Annotated in this window: 19 protein-coding genes and 1 pseudogene; 4 read left to right on the top strand and 16 right to left on the bottom strand. The window is 52.9% G+C overall.

Annotated elements, in window-relative coordinates:
- Positions 1 to 556: 556 nt before the first annotated feature.
- The 10 genes from A3EQ_RS0104800 to A3EQ_RS0104745 all read right to left on the bottom strand — a co-directional run bounded on the left by A3EQ_RS0104800 (position 557) and on the right by A3EQ_RS0104745 (position 12295).
- Positions 557 to 1711 carry a YqgU-like beta propeller domain-containing protein gene (locus A3EQ_RS0104800; RefSeq protein WP_020154055.1) on the bottom strand — a complete coding sequence of 385 codons (1155 nt, stop codon included), beginning with the start codon at positions 1709 to 1711 and terminating at the stop codon, positions 557 to 559.
- Between the two features lie 206 nt (positions 1712 to 1917).
- A complete protein-coding gene (locus A3EQ_RS0104795; protein WP_020154054.1) occupies positions 1918 to 3102 on the bottom strand; it encodes a M14 family metallopeptidase in 1185 nt (394 codons plus the stop codon).
- A 94-nt stretch (positions 3103 to 3196) separates the two neighbouring features.
- Entirely contained in the window at positions 3197 to 4303 is a 1107-nt protein-coding gene (locus tag A3EQ_RS0104790; RefSeq protein WP_020154053.1) for an ABC transporter ATP-binding protein, read from the bottom strand.
- Complete coding sequence (locus A3EQ_RS0104785) at positions 4300 to 5193, bottom strand: carbohydrate ABC transporter permease (RefSeq protein WP_020154052.1); 894 nt, start codon at positions 5191 to 5193, stop codon at positions 4300 to 4302. Before A3EQ_RS0104785 ends, A3EQ_RS0104790 begins: the two co-directional genes overlap by 4 nt.
- Positions 5194 to 5205: 12 nt before the next feature.
- The gene (locus tag A3EQ_RS0104780) at positions 5206 to 6102 is read right to left on the bottom strand and encodes a carbohydrate ABC transporter permease (protein ID WP_026499748.1); all 897 of its coding nucleotides are present in this window, start codon (positions 6100 to 6102) and stop codon (positions 5206 to 5208) included.
- Positions 6103 to 6166: 64 nt separating this feature from the next.
- The gene (locus A3EQ_RS0104775; protein ID WP_211212055.1) at positions 6167 to 7543 is read right to left on the bottom strand and encodes a sugar ABC transporter substrate-binding protein; all 1377 of its coding nucleotides are present in this window, start codon (positions 7541 to 7543) and stop codon (positions 6167 to 6169) included.
- A 203-nt stretch (positions 7544 to 7746) separates the two neighbouring features.
- Complete coding sequence (locus A3EQ_RS0104770; protein ID WP_020154049.1) at positions 7747 to 8760, bottom strand: LacI family DNA-binding transcriptional regulator; 1014 nt, start codon at positions 8758 to 8760, stop codon at positions 7747 to 7749.
- A 212-nt stretch (positions 8761 to 8972) separates the two neighbouring features.
- Positions 8973 to 10865: an LTA synthase family protein gene (locus A3EQ_RS0104760; RefSeq protein ID WP_020154047.1), complete on the bottom strand. Its 1893-nt coding sequence runs from the start codon at positions 10863 to 10865 to the stop codon at positions 8973 to 8975.
- Positions 10866 to 11089: 224 nt separating this feature from the next.
- On the bottom strand, positions 11090 to 12070 hold the full coding sequence (locus tag A3EQ_RS0104750) for an ROK family glucokinase (RefSeq protein ID WP_020154045.1): 981 nt from the start codon (positions 12068 to 12070) through the stop codon (positions 11090 to 11092).
- Positions 12071 to 12076: 6 nt separating this feature from the next.
- A complete protein-coding gene (locus A3EQ_RS0104745) occupies positions 12077 to 12295 on the bottom strand; it encodes a YqgQ family protein (protein ID WP_020154044.1) in 219 nt (72 codons plus the stop codon).
- 199 nt (positions 12296 to 12494) lie between these two features.
- On the opposite strand from A3EQ_RS0104745, the gene A3EQ_RS21655 reads away from it, so the two are divergent.
- Positions 12495 to 13298 (top strand): hypothetical protein, encoded by an 804-nt coding sequence (locus A3EQ_RS21655; protein ID WP_154652813.1) that lies wholly within the window; start codon positions 12495 to 12497, stop codon positions 13296 to 13298.
- 213 nt (positions 13299 to 13511) lie between these two features.
- Here the strand turns inward: A3EQ_RS21655 and A3EQ_RS0104735 are convergent, their stop codons facing one another.
- From A3EQ_RS0104735 to rpmG, 5 genes are all read right to left on the bottom strand, one after another.
- A complete protein-coding gene (locus tag A3EQ_RS0104735) occupies positions 13512 to 14672 on the bottom strand; it encodes a rhomboid family intramembrane serine protease (RefSeq protein ID WP_020154042.1) in 1161 nt (386 codons plus the stop codon).
- Between the two features lie 690 nt (positions 14673 to 15362).
- On the bottom strand, positions 15363 to 15545 hold the full coding sequence (locus A3EQ_RS0104720; protein WP_020154039.1) for a hypothetical protein: 183 nt from the start codon (positions 15543 to 15545) through the stop codon (positions 15363 to 15365).
- A 51-nt stretch (positions 15546 to 15596) separates the two neighbouring features.
- Positions 15597 to 16391, bottom strand: coding sequence for a DUF92 domain-containing protein (locus A3EQ_RS0104715; protein WP_020154038.1), 795 nt, complete (start codon positions 16389 to 16391; stop codon positions 15597 to 15599).
- Positions 16385 to 16987, bottom strand: a complete 603-nt coding sequence (locus A3EQ_RS0104710; RefSeq protein WP_154652812.1) for a 5-formyltetrahydrofolate cyclo-ligase — start codon at positions 16985 to 16987, stop codon at positions 16385 to 16387. The genes A3EQ_RS0104715 and A3EQ_RS0104710 overlap by 7 nt, the downstream gene beginning before the upstream one ends.
- A 59-nt stretch (positions 16988 to 17046) precedes the next feature.
- Positions 17047 to 17196, bottom strand: coding sequence for a 50S ribosomal protein L33 (gene rpmG, locus A3EQ_RS0104705; protein ID WP_020154036.1), 150 nt, complete (start codon positions 17194 to 17196; stop codon positions 17047 to 17049).
- A gap of 540 nt (positions 17197 to 17736) precedes the next feature.
- Between rpmG and A3EQ_RS20615 the strand changes: the two are divergent.
- Positions 17737 to 18477, top strand: a pseudogene (locus A3EQ_RS20615) (SDR family oxidoreductase).
- Between the two features lie 615 nt (positions 18478 to 19092).
- Here A3EQ_RS20615 and A3EQ_RS0104685 read toward each other — a convergent pair.
- Positions 19093 to 19704, bottom strand: coding sequence for a hypothetical protein (locus A3EQ_RS0104685; protein WP_169382648.1), 612 nt, complete (start codon positions 19702 to 19704; stop codon positions 19093 to 19095).
- A gap of 254 nt (positions 19705 to 19958) precedes the next feature.
- On the opposite strand from A3EQ_RS0104685, the gene A3EQ_RS0104675 reads away from it, so the two are divergent.
- Positions 19959 to 20318, top strand: a complete 360-nt coding sequence (locus tag A3EQ_RS0104675) for a hypothetical protein (protein WP_026499743.1) — start codon at positions 19959 to 19961, stop codon at positions 20316 to 20318.
- The gene (locus A3EQ_RS0104670; protein WP_020154029.1) at positions 20311 to 20784 is read left to right on the top strand and encodes an MltG/YceG/YrrL family protein; all 474 of its coding nucleotides are present in this window, start codon (positions 20311 to 20313) and stop codon (positions 20782 to 20784) included. Before A3EQ_RS0104675 ends, A3EQ_RS0104670 begins: the two co-directional genes overlap by 8 nt.
- Positions 20785 to 21533 lie beyond the last annotated feature (749 nt).

The following is a 21533-nucleotide window of genomic DNA, read 5'->3' as shown; positions in this document are numbered from 1 at the left end:
CACCCTGTTTCCTGCCTCCTTCTCAACACAGGCAGTCAAGAGCGCATCAGTACACAAATGCAGCCAGGACAAGGAAATAGATCTGATCCGTTTCTGCACAACGGTAATCAACCCGGGGACATTTTGACGATTACAAAATTATTATAAGTATTGATGCAAGCACAAAAGGCATGGAATGCATTGAAACAATGAACGGCTTTTTCAAATCACAGTATAAACGAGCTGCGATTTCGGCGTACTCTTCAGCTTCGAGCCATCATTTTGTTTTCAAAGCCTCCGGTTGGCTTCGTGTCCCCCGGGATGAGCCATGCCCCCTGCTTCCTTCGGGTTCCGTCTTTCGGACGACGCCCTCGCCTTCAGTCAACGGCGGGCGCTCGCCAGCCCCCGTTCGGGACGATCAGAGAAAAGAGATTGTTTTTTCCGAAAAATGAAGGGGGAACCCCGGTTCAGGTCTTCCCCCTTCGCTCCGCATCCCGCCGCAAGTTCGCGTCCGTGCCGCGGGCACAAGAAATCCCCGGCGCTGACCGGGTCAGCGTACGGGGATTCCGTCTGTTTCTTAAATATTATCCGTTACCACCAAAGGCAGGATTTTTTTCTCCTTGAGAAACAGGATGTTTTCCAGCCGGTAGCCGTACAGGCAATACCGGCCGTTCGGCGAGCAGTCCACCGGCAAATTTTCCGCCGGATCGGCAACCGTTTCTTCCTTCCCCTCCCGTATATCCCGCAATACGAGCCGGAATCCCCCTTTGTACGAATCCTGGACTCCGGCGGATTTCGGTTCGACGATCAGCAATTGCCTCCGGTTTTCCAGCAGGTCGTAATAGGGGACGATCCATTCGGAATAGCCGGACAGAAGGGGAACGGCAAAGGAACCGATGGCACGGAAATTCCGGTCAAAGAAAGTAAAGTCCGAATCGTCCCGGCCGTCCCCCTTCACGCCCACGGCCACAAAAACATCCTTCCAACCGTTCACATGATAAAATTCCCTGCCGTCAAAGATCCGTTTTTCCTTGCCTTCACGCCAAACGATCAAGGGAGCGGCGGTGGCCGGGGTTTCCGTATCCCAGTCCAGCATCAGCCACTCCCCGCCGCCGAGCGGCACCGAAAAGGGCTGGGGAAGATCGACCAAAACCGTCCGCTTTTGATCGATATGTAAAAGTTCGGATTCGTAGGTCCAATCTTCATAAAAGGATGTGATCAGGATTTCGTTCTCATCATACGGGTTCCATACCGCCGACAATTCCGTCGCGAAAAAGGTTTTGGAATACAGGGCAGCCAAGCTTTTCACGTCGATAACGTCCACCTTCGCCTGATCGTCGGATGCCGAAGATATGACGAGCAGCCGGGAATGGGAAGGGCTGATCGTTACGGTCAGGATCGGATTTTCGCTCCGGAAAAGGCTTTTCTTTTTCCCCGAAAAAATATGATAGGCGTAGACGGACGATCCGATTCCATCGACGGAATTTTCGACATATATGATCTCTTCGTCATCCAGCCAGCCGGCAACCGAATGAAATTGCTGTTCCTTCAAGTTGAGAGGAAGCAGCATCTCCGATTGGGAGAAGGATTTTTCCTCTCCGGATCTGTCGAAAAGCGAAAGGTCCGAATGCAGCCGGACCGAAAGGCCGGAATCGAAAAAGAAACGGCAGCCGGAAATTAAAAGGACCGCAAGCAACGGCAAAAGGAAGCGCCAAATTTTTTTGCTGAACATCCCCGTCCCCCTTTTTGCCCCTCTCTTCTTCCTCCCCGCCGGTCACCTTGGATAAGGACGGCGCCATTCTGCAAAATTCAACAAATATCTTTATATATGTAGACGGAACAAGGGCGAAAATGTTTCAGTTTGATTAAAAAAATTTTACAAAAAAGAAAAAAGCCCTGAGGACTTTTTGCGTTCCGCGGCAGAATGCCAATGAAAATCTATTGATGAAGGGCGGAAAGGAAAACCCCGATCATTTCTTCCACCATTTCCGGAAACTGGCAGATCGGCAAGGGATTGACGCCGGATCCGAGTTCGAACGTAAATCCCGGCCGGCGGAACTCCTGAACAAACCAGTCCTTGTAACCGGCGTGGCTGTCTACGTAGCGGACGGATTTGTATCCGCTCACCCTGGCGAACTCCTTTGCCAAGGCTTCCGATTCGGGCGGCTCCAGCCCCTCATACCCCCAATAAAATTCCTTGCCTTGGGTATGGAGGGCAAACACCCTCGCAAAATCCCGTTCCCGGGTTAACCGGCCCATGGAGGAAGCCTCCGGTTCCGTTAACGGGGCCTCCCCCGGGTAATCCCTCGGCCCCGGGCATTGGGCCCGCTTTTCCTTTTCAATTTTCCAATTGGCGGGGAATTGATCGTTTAAATCCACGCCGCGGATATTCGCCTTCCATCCGGAAAAATCGGTGCTGCCGCCGTTCAGGCGGACGACCTGCTCCCGGACTTTTTCCGGGGGGCCGTTGATGACCAGATCCACGCCGTCCGGATTGACCATCGGCACGATGGACAAAACGTTGTTCTCGTATAAAGGCAGGACGAAAATCCCGCAAAGCGGATTTCCGTTCGTCAGGGCAAGCAGAAATTCGTTGAACATTCTCATCAGGACCGGGACGGTGATCCATTCATTGGCGTGAAAAGCGGCGTTGAAATGGATGGTCCTTTCTCCCCTGCCCGTTCGGATTTCCAAAAGCGGACGGGCCAAAACGGAACTTCCGACGGTCTCCACGGAGATGAACGGATAGACTTCCTCGATCCGTCGCAAATCCTTTTGCAGCCGTGCGAAATCATACTGTCCGGGGTCGGTGACGATCGGCCGGACGACCCTCTTCGGAAGCCGGATCCGGCCCCCTTCAGGCAAATGATCGGGATGATGCTCCGGATTCAGCAGGGCCAGAGCGCCGGGGGAAATGTTCAACCTCCGGGCGATCTCCCAATAGGTATCCCCTTTTTGGATGGCATGCTCCTCCGGAATGAAACCGGGAATATGGATCTCTTCACCGACCGGCAATCGGTCCGGATCGGCATGTTTGTTCGCATCCTCCAAGAGCGGCAAAGGGATGCGGAACAAACGGCTGTAAAGCCACAATGTATCGCCCGGGCGGACCTTCACTTTCATGGAAACTCCTCCAAGTCGCTTATTTCCGTCGCCACTAATTATCGTTATGAACGATCCCCGGGAAAAATGACTTGGAGGCGCGCCCGGATATCTCTCAGAGGCCGATGGCTTCCAGTTCCTTCTCCTTCCCGGCTTCCCTTTTCAAGCTGGCCCCGGTGCGGGCGTCGAAAAGATGGAGCGAGGCGGAAGGGAAGGAAAATTCAATTTCCGAACCGTAAAGGAAGGAAGTGGCCGTGTTGGCGAAGAACCGGAAGTGCTCTTCCTCCACTTTCACATTGACGATTTTCGCATAGCCGACCGTTTCCACCAATTCCACCGTCCCCTTCATGCGGATGTCCCCGCCGCGGCCGAATTGGATCTCGTGGGGACGAACGCCGGCGATCACTTCCCTGTCTTCCGTCAAATCGAATTCGGAACGGTTCAAGAAATAGCTTTTTCCGGCGATCTGCAATTGCTGGTCGGCGATCCTCCCTTTGATGAAATTCATCGGCGGGGTTCCGATAAATTGGGCGACGAAATAATTTTTCGGGTTTTTGTACAGTTCCGCGGGCGTATCGTATTGGATGATGCGGCCGTCCTTCATCACGGCGATCCGGTCCGCCAGCGTCATCGCTTCCTCCTGGTCGTGGGTGACCAAGATGGTCGTGATGCCCAATTCCTTTTGAATCCGGGCGATTTCCGCCCGCATCTCGATCTTCAGGCGGGCGTCGAGATTGGAAAGGGGTTCGTCCAGGAGAAGCACCTTCGGCTGTTTGACGATCGCCCGGGCCAAGGCCACCCTTTGCTGTTGGCCGCCGGACAATTCGCCCGGCCTCCTGTCGAGCAAGCCGTCCAGTTTGACCATTTCCGCCGCCTTTTTCGCCCGCTCGATCCGTTCCTTCTTCGGCACCTTCTTCTGCTTCAGCGGGAAGGCGATGTTTTCCAAGACGGTCATATGGGGATACAGGGCATAGCTTTGGAAGACCATCCCGATATTGCGGTCCTTCGGCTCCAGGGCATTGACGTTTTGCCCGTTAAAGCGGATCTCTCCCGCATCCGGCTTGTAGATGCCGGCGATCATGAGCATCGTGGTCGTCTTTCCGCAGCCGCTCGGGCCGAGGAGGGCGGTGAATTCCCCGTCTTCCACGGTCAAATTGAGATTCTCGATCGTATTCGTCTTTTTATCGAAGGATTTATAAATGTTTTTCAGCTCGATTCTCATACGTATTTTCCACCTCCCACGCTCATTTGCATCAGGGATTTTTGGGTGAAGATGAAAAACAGGAGCACCGGGATCATGTAAAACAGGGAAACGGCACTCAGCAATCCGTAATTCACCGTGTTCGGGTCGCTGATCAGACGCTGCAGGTAGGAGGCCAACGTGATGTTTTCATCGCTGATGACAAAGGTGTAGAGAAGCAGGAACTCCGACCAGCCGGACAGGAAGGAAAAGATGCTGACGGCGGCGATCCCCGGCCGGATGTAGGGAAGGACGATCGAGAACCACACTTTCAGCCGCCCGCAGCCGTCGATCAGGCCCGCCCATTCCAAATCCCACGGGACATCGTCGAAAAATCCTTTGACAATCCAGGCCGTCATCGGGATTTGCAAGGCCGTTTTCACCAAAACGACGCCGAAGATGGAATCATACAAACCCATAAAATTCAATATATAGAACACGGCGATCAACAAAGAAACGCTGGGGAAGGCGTGAAGAAGCAGCGTCACTTTCAAGAGGGACTGCCTTCCCGGGAATTCCATCCGGGACATGGCGTAACCCGCCATCGTGCCGATCATGACCTCCAAAACCGTCAACGTTCCGGCGAAGAGAAAGGAATTCCTCGTGGCCGTCCAAATGCTCGGCAGTTCGCTTCCCCTTTGGTCGATATTGCTCCACAAAAACCGCCAATTTTCCAGGGAAAAGTCAACGGGAATGATCCCGTAGACCATCTTGTCGGAAAAGGAACGGAGAATCAGCCAGGCGTACATGAAAATCACCGGCAGGGTGGTCAAAGCCAATACCCCGTAAGCGATCACGTAAGGGAGCCGTTTTTTCCACCTCTCCGCGGCGGTAAAGACGGGCTGGCTCACAGGATGTCCTGTCATCTCCATGGGTCACCCTCCTCATTCGATTTTTGCGGAACCCATCATCCTTTTCATGCCGAAGAACCTCCACAGGAGCAATGAACAGACGACGGCGATGATCACAAGGATGAGGGAAACGGCCGAACCGTATCCGAATTCAAAATGCTGGAAAGCTTTATGATAGGAATAGAGGGCCAATACTTCGCTTCCGTACAAGGGGCCGCCGTCGGTGAGCAGCAGGATGTATTCGTAGGATGTCAACAGGGAAAGAAATTGCCAAATCGTGACGAACATGAACGGCCAGCGGATCGCCGGAAAGATGATATCCTTGATCACCGACCAATGGGAAGCGCCGTCCACGTCGGCCGCGAAAAACCTTTCCTTCGGTATCGATTTGATCGCCGAGGAAAAGATGATCATCCCGAAGGAAGCGCCGATCAATCCGTTGGCCACGATCACGGCCGGCATCGGCCCCGCGTTCAGCCACGGTTCCGGCGGCAAACCGAAAAGCGAACGGAAGCTGTTCAGTATTCCGTATTCGCTCGGATCAAAAAACCATAGCCACAGGAGGACGTAAACGACCGGAGGAGAGATGCGGGGCAGCATCCAAACGGTGCGGAAGAACAGCCCCAGCGATTCCCTTTGAATAAAATAGGTCGTGAACAGGGCGAGGAAAAAGCCGAAAAACACATTGATCAACAGGGTAAAACCGACGTAGACGGCCGTGTTCTTCAAAATCAGCCCGATGTTCGGGTCAGCGATCATCTTCCTGAAATTTTCCAGTCCGTGGAATTCCCAGCGCATGGCCGAGTCCATATTGGTAAAAGCCAAAACGGCGATCAAGAGGACTGGCAGGAAAAAGAAAAGCAAGATTAAAAGAAGAAAAGGCCCGAGCATGACGGCGGGCAGTTTCCATTTGCTCTTTTGCACGTTCATCCCCCCTTGGGCGGCCGGCAACCGGCGCCCGGCTGCCGGCCGAAAAATTCACCTTCATCCTCCGTCATTCGAGGATCGTCAATTGGTCGCCCAAGTCGTTTTTCAACTGGACTTCCATATCCCTCAAGGCCTTATCGACGGTCTTTTTCCCCAATTCGACCGCCTGAATGGCATCAAACAAGGCTTTGGAATATTTCGGGAACCCTTCGTGGTTGGGAAGGAAAGTGGTGTAATCGAGCATGTACGTCACATTTCCCAACGTGACGTTTTTCTTGAATTCCGGATCTTCGCTAGCCGCCTTGGTCACGGGCAGGTGATAGGTTTTTACGTTATGGTTCGTTTGCAGTTCCGGATCTTGGACGAGTTCCAAGAGCCGTTTCACCAGATCGGGATGTTCCGTGTGGGCCGACACGGTGTATACGAAGGGATGGGACAAAGTAACCGGTTTTCCGCCCTTTTCCGCGGCCGGAATCAACATCATCCCGAAATTTTCGTTTACCCATTCCGGGGTGACTTTCCCGAGCTTGTCGTGGAATGCGTCTTCGCCCCAGTTAAACACGTTCCAAATGCCCCCGAAATAAAACAGGGCTTTTCCGTTGACGACCGTCCGGTGGACGCTGTTCCACTCCATTTGGGTGAGGTTTTCCGGGATCAGCTTTTTGGCGGCGATATCCGCGTAGAATTGCAATTGTTTTTTCACGCCTGTTTTGTCCAGGACAATTTTATTTTCATCCGGGTCGTAAATCTTCGTTCCGAAATCGTAGGCCAAGGCTTGGAAGTCCGGTCCATCCACCGGTCGGTGAATGATGCCGTACTGAACGGCTCCCTTTTGCACCGCTTCTTCAGCCGTACGGATCATATCCGCAAGGGTGAATTCCCCGTTTTTCACCTTTTCCGGAAGGCTGTTGATCTCTTCCTCGCTCCAGCCCAATTTCCTTAAAGCATCCTTATGGTAGAACACGGGCCGGGCTTCCGTATCCTGCAAAGCCCCCCAGATTTTCCCCTTATAGGTAACCGCGTCCCAAAGGGCGGGGAATACGTCGGAATAGGCTTCGGAATCCTTCAAGTCGTCCAGCGGGATAATGTAGTTTCCGTCCGCCAGCCATCCGATATTTTCATGTCCCGTCGCGTAAATGTCCGGTTCCTTTTTCGCCTTGAAGGCGAGCATGAATTGTTTGGCATACTCGTCCCAGCTGCCTTCAAACACTTTCGTCTTTACTTCCACGCGGGTTTTCTTGCCTTCTTTCTCCAATTCCTCATTCAATTTTTCCGCCGCTTTCACCAAATTTTCCACCCGGGTCGTTTCCGGCGCGGCCGTCTGGGCCACGATCGTCACCACTTCGCCGTCGGAGCTGTTCCCGGCGCTTTTCTTCCCGCAACCCGCAAGAACCAAAGAAACCGCGAAAAACAGGGCAAGAATGGCTGCAAGTTTTCTCTTCATCATCCTCACTCCTTTAAAAATTTTCTTTGGAACTTCCATGTGGGAACGTTCCCTCAATAGGCCGCAGAAGAAGGCGGCGGGGAATTCGGTGGGAACGTTCCCCGAAGCTCGGAAAAAAATTTTCTGCAGTTGTTGCTGAACTTGAATGACGAAAAAGGAGCGGTGAAGAAAAGAACATTCGCAGGGAGAGAAAAAGCGGAAAATTACGGGCGGTTCGTCGATTCACGGACGACCAGGGTCGGCTCGTATTCGATCTTTGTGGGCTTGACATCTTTTTTATTGATCAATTGGTCGAGATGATAGACGGCATCTTCCCCCATTTTCGCTTTGTCCACTTGGACGGTGGTCAACGACGGATGGAACATCTTCGACCGGTCGGTGCCGTCAAAACCGACAACGGCGATATCCTTCGGGATTTGCACCCCTTTTTCCAGGAGGAACTTCATCGCTCCCATGGCCAGGAGTTCATCCGTTGCGAAAATCGCCGTCGGTTTCTTACGCACCAATTGATCCCAGATCTTTGCCAGGAGCTGATAACCTTCATCAAAAGACGTGGAATGGGAATACCATACGTTCTCCGGTTCAATATGGCCGCCCAATTCATGGATCCTGTCGCTGAATCCTTGAAAACGCATGCGGTGGGTTTTGTCCTCGGCGGATCCGATGATGACGAAGATTTTCCGGTGGCCGAGCTGATACAGGTGGTCGGCGACATAACGGCCGCCTTTCGCGTCATGGATGACCATCTGAAAGACGTTGTTCTTTTCAATCATGCCGTTGATCACGACACAGGGAACATGGAATTGATCGATGTAATCGATGACTTTTTGCCGAAAACTGCTGATGAGGATCAGGCCATCCACCCGTTTCTCCAGCATGAAATCGGCGGCGTTGAGGGATTCCTCCCCATCCGTCGTGACGAAAACCGAATAGCGGAGGTCCTTCGCTTTTTTGAGGATCGAATCGATCATCGTTTCATCGATGGAATCGGATCTCAGGGAGCTTTGATGCCGGTAAATGATGACCCCGATGTTGTTGGTTTTTTGGGAAACCATGGCTCTGGCTAAACCGTTCGGCTTGTACTTCAGCTCTTCGATCGCCTTTAAGACCTTTTCCCTTGCCTCCTGGCTGGCAAAACCTTTTCCGGTGATGACGCGCGATACAGTGGATTTCGAAACCCCCGCCCGCGATGCGATGTCTCGAATGGTGTAGCCCACCGAGCCAACCTCCATCTTTGAAACTTGAAACGCACCTAAACTAAAAATAAACATTTTCGCCCGTTTTGTCAAAAAAAATGTGCAGGACAGGTTCCCCATAAGGCGTCGGAAAGGGGAAAAAGGGCCGAAAAAGGCGCGCCGTGCGGACCGATCGTTTTCCGCTTCCGTCAACCCGGTCATGGGTTGCCGCGGAAAAAGTCGCGGCCGGCCCGTTAATCCTTTCCGTCCTTTGCATAGAAGCGCAGCAAATCGCCGTAAATGATCCGGTCCGAATACTTTAATTCTTCGGCTCCCCTTTCCCGGAAAGGCGCGCAATACCTTTCTTCCGTTTCCTCGCCGCTTTCCTTGTCATAACATGTTCCCGCGGTCCAAAGGTAATCCTTGGCGACCACGCTGCCGTCGCGGAAGACGGCAAATTCCCTTCTTTCCGGGGAAAACAGGTCCTGGCCGAATCCGATATCGTCATCCGTTTCGATCCCGAGCAAATGGAGGATCGTCGGCTTCAAATCGATTTGGCCGCCGACGGTGGATATGACCTTTCCTTTATGCCCGGGGATATGGATGATCAGAGGAACCCGTTGCAGCTGGGCGTTTTCGAAGGGGGTGATCTCCTTTCCCAAATATTCCCCCATCGCTTCGTTGTGATTCGGGGAGATGCCGTAATGGTCCCCGTACATGATGATGACGGAATTGTCGTAAAGCCCTTCTTCCTTCAGCTTCTCGATAAAAACCTTCAGGGCCTCGTCCTCGTAACGGACCGTCAGAAAATATTGGTTCAGGGTTTTGCTTGCGGATTGGTACGGTTCGATCAGCCGATCGGATTCATCCAGTTCGAAGGGATGGTGGTTCGTCAACGTGATCAGTTTCGCATAAAATGGCTGCGGCATCGATTTCAAATGGCCGACCGATTGTTCAAAAAAGGGGATGTCTTTCAGCCCCCAGCCGACGGAGTTTTCTTCCGTCACCTCGTAGTCGTCCATATGGTAAAACCTTTGATAGCCCAATGTTTCATACATGATGTCCCGGTTCCAAAAGCTTTTGTTGTTGGCGTGGAGCGCGGCGGTAAAATAGCCCTTTTCGTTTAAAATTTCCGGCAGCGCCCGGTATTCGTTTCCGGCGTGGGTGAAAAAGACCGCTCCCCTGCCCAGGGGATAGAGGGAGTTGTCGATGAGAAATTCCGCATCGGATGTTTTTCCCTGGCCGGTCTGGTGATAAAAATTGTCAAAATAGTAGCTTTCCCGGATAAAATCGTTTAAAAACGGCGTAATTTCCTGGCCGTATACCCTGTTGTCGATGACAAAGCTTTGGGTGGATTCCAGGGAAATCAGGATGACGTTTTTTCCCTTCGCCGCCCCGAATAAATCGGACGGCCTGGCCTTGTTGGCCCGGACATAGTTTTCAATCTCCGAGAGCTCGCTGCCGTCCGCCATCGCCCGGAGGGCGGTCGTCTTCGACTGCAGGTAGATGTCATACAAGGCATAGTTGTACGGGCCGATCAACTTCACCAGCATTTCCCGGTCGAAGGTCCTCGTCAACAGTTCCGGCCTTTCCGTTTCCGCCAAACCTAAATTGAAAAAGATGACGGCCGCCGTTATGAGGCAGTACACCCTCCTGTCCAGTTTCGTGAAGGGCCTGGCCAGGGAAAAGGCCGGCTTTTTGATGAAAATGTAGGCCCATAACGGGAGATCGGCGAAATAGAGCAGGTCCGCCGGTTTCATCTCGGAAAGGATGCTTGCATCCAGATCGCCGAAATTATTGGATTGGAACAAAAGCGGCAACGTGATGAAATCATTGAAAAAGCGGTAAAAAACGATATTCGCGTACAGAAAAACGGTCAACAGCAAATCACACAGGAAAAGATAGAGGTTCCGGCCGCCTCCCTTCAGGAACAGGGCAAAGCCGAAAATGACCAGAAGAAAGCTGAAGGGATTGATGAGAAGGATAAACGCCTGCATTTGATTGTCAATTTTCATCGAGGAAAAAGCCGTATGATAGGCGAGGTGCGTTTTCGCCCAAAGCAGGAAAACAGCGAGCAAAATCATCGAAAACTTGGTTCCCTTTGCCGCTTTTGCAAAAGAAACCATCCTTTCCTTGACGGTTGCCATGAAATACCCTCCCGAAGGTTTCCCGAAAGCCGGGCGGGGCAAAGCCCCCGCGAGGCGCTTTCCGGTTATTTCGATTCCGCTCCGGCCGTTCCGAATATTGTGGCCCGGATCCCGTTTCTTTAATAGACGGGGGAAGGAAAAAAAAGTTTCGGAAAATGAAATGATCAAAAAATTCTAATTATATAAATATATACACTCAAAGATTGGATGGTTCATGGCAGCCGTCACATCTCGATCGGCTCATTGAAATGTTGGGCGACCAAATATCCCGCGCCGATCACCCCTGCGTCGTTGCCCAGCTTGGCCAAGAGGATCTTCGTATCCTTCGCCGTCGCCGGGAAGGCGAATTGTTCCACATATTTATGCAAAGGATCGATCAACGTCTTCCCTGCGTTGGAAAGGCCTCCCCCGATGACGATCGCCTCCGGGTTAAATATGGAGCACAAGGCTCCGATCCCGTAGCCAAGATAGCGGACGATCTCTTCCACGATCTCCCGGGCGACGGGATCCCCTTCCGCCGCCTGGTCAAAGACGTCCTTCGCCGTCACGGCTTGATTTTCTTCGTAAATGCGGCGCAGTCCGGAGCTGACGCCGGGGTCTTTCAGCCTTTCCATCGCCAGCCTGATGGCGCCCTTCCCCGAAGCGATCGTTTCCAGACATCCTCTCTTTCCGCAGCTGCAAAGTTCTCCCCCGTCCATCTGTACCGTCATGTGGCCGATTTCGCCGGCCCCTCCGGTGATCCCTTCGACGATTTTCCCGTCGACGATGACGCCGCCGCCGACTCCGGTTCCGAGGGTCAGGCAGATCACGTTTTTCATTCCCTTCGCCGCGCCGATCCACAGTTCTCCCGCAGCGGCGCAGTTGGCGTCATTTCCGATGAAGGCGGGCAAGCCGATGGCCGCCATCAATTTTTCCTTCAACGGGTAATTGACCCAGCCGACGTTGACGGCCCTGGTGACAACGCTTTCATCGACGACCGGTCCAGGAGCGCCCATGCCGACGCCGATGAATTGCTCGCGGGACAAATGGAGTTCCGAACATTTTTCAAAAAAAGAGGCGGCAATTTGCGGAACGATATTTTCGCCCCCGTTTGTCTTGTCGGTTGCGATGCTCCATTTTTCAACCATCCCGCCGTCCCGGCTGAGAATGGCCAGTTTCACCGCCGTTCCGCCGAGATCGACGCCCAATATGTACGGTTTTTCCATGTTCCATCACCCATTCTTTCTTTTTTCTCTTTTTTCCTTTTCCTTCTCGATCTCCTGCCGCAGGATCAGCAGGGCGACTTGAAACTCCTTCACGTCGATCAGCTGCGCCCGGTAGATTTCCTTCAGTTCTTCCTCCATTAATTCCAAATCGGCGAGCCGATCTCCCACATAAACGATCGTTCCAAATTGTTTCAGCAGCTGATGGACATCATAGACGGATTTCATGCGCATCCTCTTTCCCTGGTATCCGATTTCATTATACATGATTCGGGAAAAAACGCCATACATTTCACCCGTACGCATCCTTCCCGGAAAATTTCAGCGGATCCTCAGCGGCGGACGGCGGTGCGGCCCGCGGGAGGACATGCGGCCGTCCGAAGAAACATATAATGTTTGTAACCTGAAGAAACGGGGATCGGTAGCCATGAAAAAAACGGCCATTTTTTGCTTGGTGATTGCCCTCATCCTTCTTTCCGTCCTTTTTTTGAAACAGCTTTCCGAAGGAAAAGTTGCGCGGGAGGCGATCATCTATTTTCCGGAAAGCGAAAACTATTACTTTTTGGACGCGAAAACGGATCTGGTCCCGGGCGGAAAAGGGGTATTTTTCCTCAGGACCTTTTCCCGGCTGAACGAAAAGGCGTATCTGCGCCAAGATATTTCCCTGGTATTCGCCGACGGGAGGCTGATCTTGACCCAGAACCGATGGAAAAGGGATGCCGAACGGATGGAAACGGAACAGGATGTCCATGCACCCGGGGCGGAAAACCTCTCGGCCCTCTCCCTCCACTATGCGGAGATCCACGATCCCGGCGGGGAAATCAAAAGCGCCTTCGCCATGTCGGCCGACCGCTTTCCCGCCGGGGGGAATGAAATGGAAAAAGCCATTGAAAAAGAGGAAAGGGAATTGGAGCGGATCTTGCAAAGGGCGAAAAAAGAACTGAGGATCCCCATTGAAAACTACGACGCCTTTCCCCTTGATAAACTTTCCGGCTTCGGGAATAAGCCGTTTCCGGGCTTTTCCCTCGCGGAAACGAGAAAAATCACGGGGCAGCTCTGGGAAGGGATTTACAAAAACTATTTTTTGGGGATCAAGGATGAAAAGGGGAGACCGGAAAGCCCCCTCGGCAGCACGATGCCCATCGTCCTGCTCGCCAAGGACAAGGGCCATCTCCTTGTCCTTTTTGAAACAAAGGGCGGCAAATTGCGGATGCTGAAACAAATGATTTAGGCCTTCGGCGCCGTCGGCCGCAAAAATCCCGGTTTTTCCGTCCGACGGCCCCGTGCGCCTTCCGGTTTCATGGCAGGGGGCCGTCGAAGGACACCTGCCAAGCCGGGCTTCTATGGATGGGCGATTTCGCCGACGGTCAAAAAATCCGGAGCGGGTGCCGTCCGGATCGCCTCTGGATCGCCTCTGCAAAGCCCCGGCCGAGCGCGGAAGCCTTCAACGGTGATAGCCGATGTAAAGACCCGACCAGACGAGGACGGCCGTCGCCAGCAGATAAAGGACTCGTTTCCCGCCGCTTCTTTGCCGGGGAAAACCGACGATCCCCGCCGCCAAAAATCCCCCGATCAGGCCGCCGATATGCCCGGCGTTGTCGATGTTTTCGGCCGTAAAGCCGATGAGCAAATTGATCCCGATCAGCATCAGGATATTGACGCCGATCCTGGAAAAAAAGGCCCGCCGGTCACTCAGGCTGAAATAGAGAAGGGCGCCGAAACAGCCGAAGATCGCCCCGCTCGCCCCCGCGGAAATGCTGTCGTTGGCGATGAAGCTCAAAAGGGAACCGGTGAACCCGGCGAAAAAGTAGATGACGAGGAAACGGAAACGGCCGAAGATCCGCTCCACATCGTTTCCCAAATAATAGAGGGCGAATGTATTCATGATCAGATGGAAAAAACCGATATGCAAAAAGATCGGGGTGAAAAAACGCCACCATTCCCCTTCCAAAATGAGGGGATTGTATTTGGCGCCGAAGCGGACGAGGACGGAAGGATCGGTGCTCCCGCCCATCAATTCCAGGAAGAGAAAGGCAAGGATCTGTACGGCGATCAGCAGGTTGGTAAAAAAGGGCTTGCCGCTTTCCAGTATCTTCCGTTCCCTTTCTTTCTCCTCGAGAAACAACCGGAAAACCCGGTTTCTTAAACCGATGATTTCTTCCGGATCGGTCAGTTCCCGGATGAAAAATTGATCCCTGGTCGGAAAATATCCCATCAATTTGGCGAGTTCCCTTAAACCGCTTTGCCCATCCAAACGAAAGGTCCGGATATGGATCCTCCCGCCGTCAAAATCCGCCCGGTCCGGGAGATGTTCGTAATCCGCGGGAAGGCCGCCGGCCACATAAATATTGGCGACCGTCAAATCCTTTTCCAGCCAACGCCTCCGCAGGTTTTCCCCCCGCATCCCCACCGTTTCCAGATCCTCTTCCGGCCAGCCGCTCCAATCCATATCGATGCGTTTGAGCCGGATCACCGGAAAGGGGCCGCGGAAATTTTCCAGCCAGATCTCCCTTTCGTCGGGAGAAATTTGGACGAGGCGGTAATCGTTTTTCAAGACGAAAAAATGAATGAGCTGCCAATAAAGATAATCCTCTTGGAGTCTCAATCGTTTCCCTACTTTCGTTCATTCTTTTTCTTGGAACGCTTTATTTTTATTTTACACGATCGGAGAGGAGGAAAAAGCCATTGGGTTCCGTTTGAAAAATTTTTCCGTCGGCAAACGGCCGGGGACCGGAACGGGGTATGCCATTTTCCACGGATAAAAAATTTTCCGCCCGAAAGCGGAAAAAACCGGCCGAAAAGTTACGACCGGGATGCACGACCCTTTCCGCACGGGCTTGGGATCGGCCCATCCGGGCCGGAGGCGGGCAACGGCCCGCAGTTCATGGCGGTCCGCCGATGGCTTAGGGATTGCCCGGGCGGATGCCCCGTTCTTGGAACGGCTCGCCCCTCGCGGAACGACCGGCCCCAAGACCCTTTGACCCCAACCTTCTTCGGGTCTTCATCCCTTGAACCGGACGGAAGGCTTCCACTTTCGCCTTCTAAAAAACGGCCCGGCAAACATACCGGCAAAGGGCGGAACCTTGCTCCTTTCACCGGTCCGCATTTTGCCCGGGCCGCCGCCTGCCGGACAAAGTCCGATTTTTTGCCCCGTTCCGCGGAAAGATGGGACGAAAAAACACGGCCCCAGATGAACGTTTCCGGCTTTCGGGGGACCAACACGCCTTTCGGAAAACAAATAATGGCCTGGATGAACCCCAAGCCATTTTCCAAAAAAGCTTCGTTTCTTTCCCGCCTAAACCGGGAAAAGGAAACGGAAGAAATGATTCCGGACCGCCGGAATGCCGAGCGTCAATCGGAGGGCCAACCGCCGCCACAATTCGTATTCCAAAATCCCGATCGCCAGCCGGTACCGGTTTTTATAAAGATATCGGAACAGCAAAACAAACAGGATCAATCGCCACAGCCGGGCTGCCATTTTCACAACCTCCTTGCCCATAGCTTTCCTTGTTTTCCGTTTTTTATCCCTTCAGCCCGGCAGCATTTTCACGAGCAAGGCGAGGAGCCCGGCGGCGGAAACGGACAAAAGATTGACCACGTCGTTGGTAAAATGGGGGATGCCTCTTACCCGGACCGTCTTCTCTCCGCAATGGTCCTTTCTTTCCGTCTCTTCCCCGCAAATCCGGCAGCGGTTTTTTTCCTGGACCGCCTCCCCGAAAAGGGAATCCAGCAACATGCCGGCGAACCCGAGCAGCGCCGCAAGGGCGGCCCCTTGCGGGGAAAGGACGGGATACCAAAGCAGGAAGGCGGAAAGGCCGATCAGCGCGGCCCCGCCCAATCCGGCCATGGTCCCGGCCAGTGTCGCACCGCCGGAGGTCCCCTTCGGGACGGGCCGGAAGGAAAGCAAAAGCCGGGGCGTCCCTTTGCTCAAAACGCCCCACTCGCTGGCCCACGTATCGGCGTTGGCCGCCGCGACCGCCGCAATATAGGCATAAAGAAAAGCCAAATGCCCCGCCGAGCCGTAGCCGATGCAAAAGAGCAAGGGCGGGCCGCCGTTGGCCAAAACTTGGAGCCAATCCCTCCTGTCCGTCTTGTCCAGGATGGAGGCGAGGAAAGCCTTTTCCTCCTTTTTCCATCTGGACGCCGCAGAGGAAGTCGCAAAAAACAGGAAGATCAAGAGCAACCCCCGCCAGCCGGCGGCCAGTTCAATTCCCGTCCCCATGAGAAACATGAGCGCGGCGCCGCCCGCCGTCAACGCCTCCAGCCGGAAGGAAAGGACGGAAAGGAGGAGCAGGGTGCCGATGACCAGCCCGTGGGTCAGCATGAACGATAAACTTCCTTTTCCGTCACGATTTTCGGAATGGGAACATCATGGGCTTCGACGGGGATCTTCGGCACAAGCTGCCTTTCGAAGGCCAGGGCCAGAAACTCGCCCCGATAGCCGGCCAAAAAACGGTCATAGTAACCGCCCCCGAAACCGAGGCGGTGCCCGCCCTTCGTAAAGGCCAGCCCGGGGACGATAACCAGGGACAACTGGCCGGGCGAAAGCGGGGCCGTCTCCTCCGTTTTCGGCTCAAAAAGGTTCCCGTATCCCCTTTCCAGCTGGGTGAAGGACGTCAACAAGCGGAAATCCAGCCGCCTTTCCCCGGGCACGCATTTCGGAACGGCGACCTGCTTCCCGTCCAGCCAGGCCCTCCGGATAATTTGCAGCGTGTCCACTTCCGGAAAAATGGAAACGGTGACGGCGACCGTTTCCGCTTCTTTCCATTCCCGCCCTGCAAAGAGCCTCCTGGCGATTTCAAAGGAAGACTGCTCGTATTCCCATTTATTCATTTTTGCCAGCTTTTCTTTCATTTCCCTGCGGAATTCCTTTTTCGACTCCACGGCGACGCTCCTTCGCTTCCCTGATTCTGATCCCATTTTATCCGCTCCCTTTTCTTCGAGGCAAACAAAAAACAGCAGGATGTTTTTCCCTGCTGTCATTTCGTTTCCCGATGAACGGTCACTTTCCGGTCGCGGGGGCAATATTTTTTCAATTCCAAACGGTCCGGATTGTTTCGTTTATTTTTGGACGTAACGTAATTACGTTCACCGCATTCGGTACATTCCAAAGTTACGTTCACGCGCATTCTGATCCCTCCAGTCCTACGCAAATTACGACTTAATTATAATAGCATTTTTTCATGGAAAATGCCAGTCTCATTTTCCTTCGTTTACGAAAAGGGGGACGTTTCCGCCGGTCCTCTCCCGCATCCTTTCATCCTCCTCGGCTTTCATGACGGAATCAAAAACATCCGGATGAAAGGCATGAAAAGCGGGCATGAGCGAAGCCAGTGCCCTTGTAATACGGGAGATAAGACAAAAATTTATCTAAACGTTCCTGTCGTTACTGTTTCCTGTTTGCCGTCGAATCTGACAGGAGGAATCAGCCATTGGTTTCAAGAACATTGCACCTCTTTTCTATCGCACTTCCGATTGCTCAAGATCCTTCAGATCTTCCCGCTGGATGAAATTGAATCAGAATTTTGATTGAAATAAGACTCATCTTTATTTTGCCGGAAAAATTTTTATTTTGGTTCGAATATTATTAAAAAATTAACAGTAACCGTTTACGATTACACTTTTTTAATTTGAAATTTCTTTAAAAATATTTATGAGGAGTGGATCCAATGGGAAGATTTGACGGAAAAGTCGTGTTAATTACCGGAGGTGCGAGGGGACAAGGAGCTTCCTACGCTCGTAAATTTGTCAAAGAAGGGGCAAAAGTCGTTTTTACGGATATCCTTGTTGAAGAAGGGGAAGCGCTGGAAAAGAGCTTGGGAAAAATGCCAAATTCCTGAAACACGGTGTCAGGAGCGCCGCGGATTGGGAAAAAGTCGTTTCCGCAACGGAAAAAAACATTCGGACCGTTAAATGTCCTTGTTAACAATGGGGGGATTGTTATCAGCAAAAAATTGGAAGAATTAAGGGAAGAAGATAGACGGGTCATCGATATTAATCAAGTTTCCGTGTTTCCCGGCATGAAGGCGGTCATTCCCTCCATGAAAAAAGCAAAAGGAGGTTCGATCATCAATATTTCTTCCATCAACGGTCTTCGGGGCAGTGTTGGGACGTTTGCCTATGATGCGTCAAAATTTGCCGTCAGAGGGATGGCTAAAACGGCTGCTCCGGAGTTGGCGGAATATGGAATTCGGGTAAATTCCATTCCCCCGGGTATTATCAATACGCCAATGGTCATGCAGGATGATGTGAAAGACACAGTAGCCATACTGGCGAACAACGTTCCCTTAAAACGGATTGGTCAGCCTGAAGCCGTCTCCAACCTCGTGTTATTCCCGGCATCGGATGAATCCAGCTATTTCACCGGTTCAAAATCTGTGATCGATGGCGGACTGACAGCGAAGTACTAAGCATCATGGCGGTCCATTGGCGCAATTTCCCCGGAAAAAAGCGGACAAAACCGCATTGAGAATATAAAATTTACAAAAGCGTTCTCTCCCTTGTTCCCCGAACACGAGGATTTTTCTTTTGTTTTAAAACGTACAAATAACGAGAAAAAATCCCCTAAAGAGCTGGTCGGCACTCCTTTCCTCGGGCGGACAATCAGCCATCCGATGCGGCTTCCCCTTGAAGCCGTCCGTTGCCCATCCGCCGATGCTATTCGAAACGGTTTTCCTCACTTCCCCGGTCATTGCAGTGCAGCCGATTATTGCCAAACCCGGGACGCCGGCAACCCTCCTCCCCGCCGCAGTCGATGAAGTCCGAGAATTTATGTAAAAAGATGCGGGCGCAAAGCGAATCCTTTCCGGAAGGCTGTCTTCCCGCAAACGGCAGCGGGATTTTACACAAACACGAAGGCTTGGTCCCGCCACCCCGCGGCAGCCGTTCGGGCGATTGGACGATCGGCGTCTCCTCCGGCCGCCGGCCGACCGGAGAACAGGAAACATCCGGGGGAAGGGCGATTTTTTTCCAACCCGTCCCCGACGGTTTCAACAACGCATTCCCCGGCCGAACCCGGAAGACGGTCAACCCTTTTTCCCCGCCATGCTTTTGCCCCCGTTTTTCATCCGTTCATCCATTTCCAGCAATTCCTTTTCATCGTGGCTTTTCGATGCGATCAGCCAGAAACGGGCGATGACGGTTTCATCAGGCGCGATCGATGATTCGAGCGAAAATACCCCTTCGATTTGGCCCGTCCGGATCGGGGAAAACGGGAGGATTCCCCGCCTGAACTCGTCCATCCCCGTCCAGCCGCAGGGAAGCGCCCCGCTTTGGCAAATGGACTTCCCTTTCATCATCCCGGAGGAAATGAACAGGGCATGTTCGTTGGCATGAAAAAGCACATCCTTCACCGGGGACACAAACACCAGGTTGCTGGCAGTCCCTTGGAAACGGTGGCTGACAAAAATTTTAAAAGGGACGGTCCGGGAAAGTTCGCTTTTCAAGGAAAGGACGTGAGCCATCGTTTCTTCGCCGGCCGGGAACGGGTCAACGGAACCCTTCAGCCCTTCCAAGGCAAAGGGTTCCCCAACGGGAAGGACGGCGAGCCGGCCGTTGATAAACACCGATACCTGCCACTTCACCTTTTCAAATACACCCTTCGCCTGACCGCCGGTTTTTTCGTTCGAGGGGATCATTTTCATCACACCTTCTAAAGAGTTGAATAACAAAATGTCCATTTTTGGAATTATCTTAATGGTAACATTAAAGGAAAATTCCGACAATATACACAATTTGTCTCTTTTTGTCTGTTTCCGCCAAGGCGGAAAAAACGGGGCGGCCAAAAAAACGGCCGGCGGTGAAGCCGCCGCTGAAACGAGGAAAAGGAAGGCTGTCGAACATAGAAGAATCCTGTCAACTATGTTAAACTAAAAGGACAGGAGTGATGCAGATGGTGGCATTTTTAACAGCATTGGCGGTCATCGCCGTCCTTTTGTTCATCCTTTCCTTTTTTATGCCCGATCCCTATAAGGAACTGCGGGAGGAACTCGACCGGCTGTCCATCGAATGGCATCAGGACGCCTATTCCATCAAAAAGCGCTTAAAGATCCTGGAAGAAGAAATGTTGATCCCTCCCGGATTTTCCGAACCGGAACGAAAAAGGTACAATCCGATTATCGTCAACCAGGTCCGTCTGCTCGATAAACAGGGATTGCCGGTGGAAAAAATCGCCCGTCTTTCCTCCCTGGAACGGGAAGACGTCATCCATATCCTCCGGGATGGAAAGAACAGGGGGGAGCTTGATGAATAAACGGACGCTCCGTTCCTTTTCCCTCGGCATGATGTTGGCGGTCAGCGCCGTTTTTTGCTATTATCATTTCTTCTATCAAGAAAAGGCGGCATCCGGCGGGGAAGAGCGGAAAGAAAGCGGCGGGATCGTCCTGGAACGGAAGGAATATGAGGAACTCCTGGCAAAGATCGAAGGGCTCGAAAAGGAAAACCGGCAATTGCAACAGGAGCTGGCCGGACGGATGGAAAAAACCGAAGAGCCGCAGGAATCCGGCGTCGGAAAAATTACGCTGGAGATCAAAAAGGGGATGACCTTGGAAGATCTCTCGAACTTTTTGAAGGAACACCAAATGATCTCAGACCGAAAAAAGTTCGAACAATTCATGGTCAAAGAAAACTACGACCGGAAAATCCAAACCGGCACCTTCCATTTGACGAAGGATATGAACTATACGGAAATCGCCGAACTGATCACCGCTTCCCCCTAAACCGTGCTCCTTCGGGACTTGGGGACACCCGCCGGATCCCTCCTCTCCGGAGCGCCGCGCCGCCGGTGTCCCCGAAAGTCCAGAACGGCTCCCTTTCGGGACATTCCCGCCGAAATTTTAGATGAAAAGAAGCGTTTGGTATAGCCTATGCGACAAGGTGTATCGGGAGGAAAACTTTCGTCCGGACTCCTAACGTGTGATTTGGTCCCTTGGCGTCCTGTTTCTGCATCTCCGTTTGTTGTTTACTGATGGAGTCAATAGGGGCAGTTCTCTCCATGTTCAACCGGTGGATGACGGCGCTTGGAACGGATGGGCGACAAATCCGCCGACAACCTCCTCTCCATGTTCAACCGGCGGAGGAGGGCGTACCCTTCTGTTCGGCCCCGGCGTCCGTGTTTGCACTGCTGGCTTCTGTCCTCTTCCGCGGGCATGAACCAGGTCCCCGCATCATCTTCATGGGAACCCACCCTTCGCAAGTATCGCCCCCTTTCGGGATGGATCCCCAAGTGCCACATGGGGGTCTCACTTATGTGCCACCCTCGCCCCCATTACTGGAAGCTCGTCGGCATAAGCTTCCTCGCTGCTATGATGGTCTCTGACTCCTCTCCTCGCATTTCCTGCGATTCCCTCCTTGAAGCGGAATACCTGTCTGGACGGACGATGAGAGGTCTCTGCGGGTTACATCGCTTCCTTTCCCCCTATCCCAGCCCTCCTAACACTTCGAGCTACGTCAGTTATTGGGACTTCCC

The sequence above is a fragment of the Caldibacillus debilis DSM 16016 genome (assembly GCF_000383875.1).
GTDB classification, from domain to species: Bacteria; Bacillota; Bacilli; order Bacillales; family Caldibacillaceae; genus Caldibacillus; species Caldibacillus debilis.
This window is presented reverse-complemented; position numbering and strand designations above follow the sequence as displayed.

Bases quoted from the DNA above. Each gene is read 5' to 3' on its own strand.
- A3EQ_RS0104800 (WP_020154055.1), bottom strand. From the start codon at position 1,711: ATGTTCAGCAAAAAAATTTGGCGCTTCCTTTTGCCGTTGCTTGCGGTC.
- A3EQ_RS0104795 (WP_020154054.1), bottom strand. From the start codon at position 3,102: ATGAAAGTGAAGGTCCGCCCGGGCGATACATTGTGGCTTTACAGCCGT.
- A3EQ_RS0104790 (WP_020154053.1), bottom strand. From the start codon at position 4,303: ATGAGAATCGAGCTGAAAAACATTTATAAATCCTTCGATAAAAAGACG.
- A3EQ_RS0104785 (WP_020154052.1), bottom strand. From the start codon at position 5,193: ATGGAGATGACAGGACATCCTGTGAGCCAGCCCGTCTTTACCGCCGCG.
- A3EQ_RS0104780 (WP_026499748.1), bottom strand. From the start codon at position 6,102: ATGAACGTGCAAAAGAGCAAATGGAAACTGCCCGCCGTCATGCTCGGG.
- A3EQ_RS0104775 (WP_211212055.1), bottom strand. From the start codon at position 7,543: ATGAAGAGAAAACTTGCAGCCATTCTTGCCCTGTTTTTCGCGGTTTCT.
- A3EQ_RS0104760 (WP_020154047.1), bottom strand. From the start codon at position 10,865: ATGGCAACCGTCAAGGAAAGGATGGTTTCTTTTGCAAAAGCGGCAAAG.
- A3EQ_RS0104750 (WP_020154045.1), bottom strand. From the start codon at position 12,070: ATGGAAAAACCGTACATATTGGGCGTCGATCTCGGCGGAACGGCGGTG.
- A3EQ_RS0104745 (WP_020154044.1), bottom strand. From the start codon at position 12,295: ATGAAATCCGTCTATGATGTCCATCAGCTGCTGAAACAATTTGGAACG.
- A3EQ_RS21655 (WP_154652813.1), top strand. From the start codon at position 12,495: ATGAAAAAAACGGCCATTTTTTGCTTGGTGATTGCCCTCATCCTTCTT.
- A3EQ_RS0104720 (WP_020154039.1), bottom strand. From the start codon at position 15,545: ATGGCAGCCCGGCTGTGGCGATTGATCCTGTTTGTTTTGCTGTTCCGA.
- A3EQ_RS0104715 (WP_020154038.1), bottom strand. From the start codon at position 16,391: ATGCTGACCCACGGGCTGGTCATCGGCACCCTGCTCCTCCTTTCCGTC.
- A3EQ_RS0104710 (WP_154652812.1), bottom strand. From the start codon at position 16,987: ATGGGATCAGAATCAGGGAAGCGAAGGAGCGTCGCCGTGGAGTCGAAA.
- rpmG (WP_020154036.1), bottom strand. From the start codon at position 17,196: ATGCGCGTGAACGTAACTTTGGAATGTACCGAATGCGGTGAACGTAAT.
- A3EQ_RS0104685 (WP_169382648.1), bottom strand. From the start codon at position 19,704: ATGATCCCCTCGAACGAAAAAACCGGCGGTCAGGCGAAGGGTGTATTT.
- A3EQ_RS0104675 (WP_026499743.1), top strand. From the start codon at position 19,959: ATGGTGGCATTTTTAACAGCATTGGCGGTCATCGCCGTCCTTTTGTTC.
- A3EQ_RS0104670 (WP_020154029.1), top strand. From the start codon at position 20,311: ATGAATAAACGGACGCTCCGTTCCTTTTCCCTCGGCATGATGTTGGCG.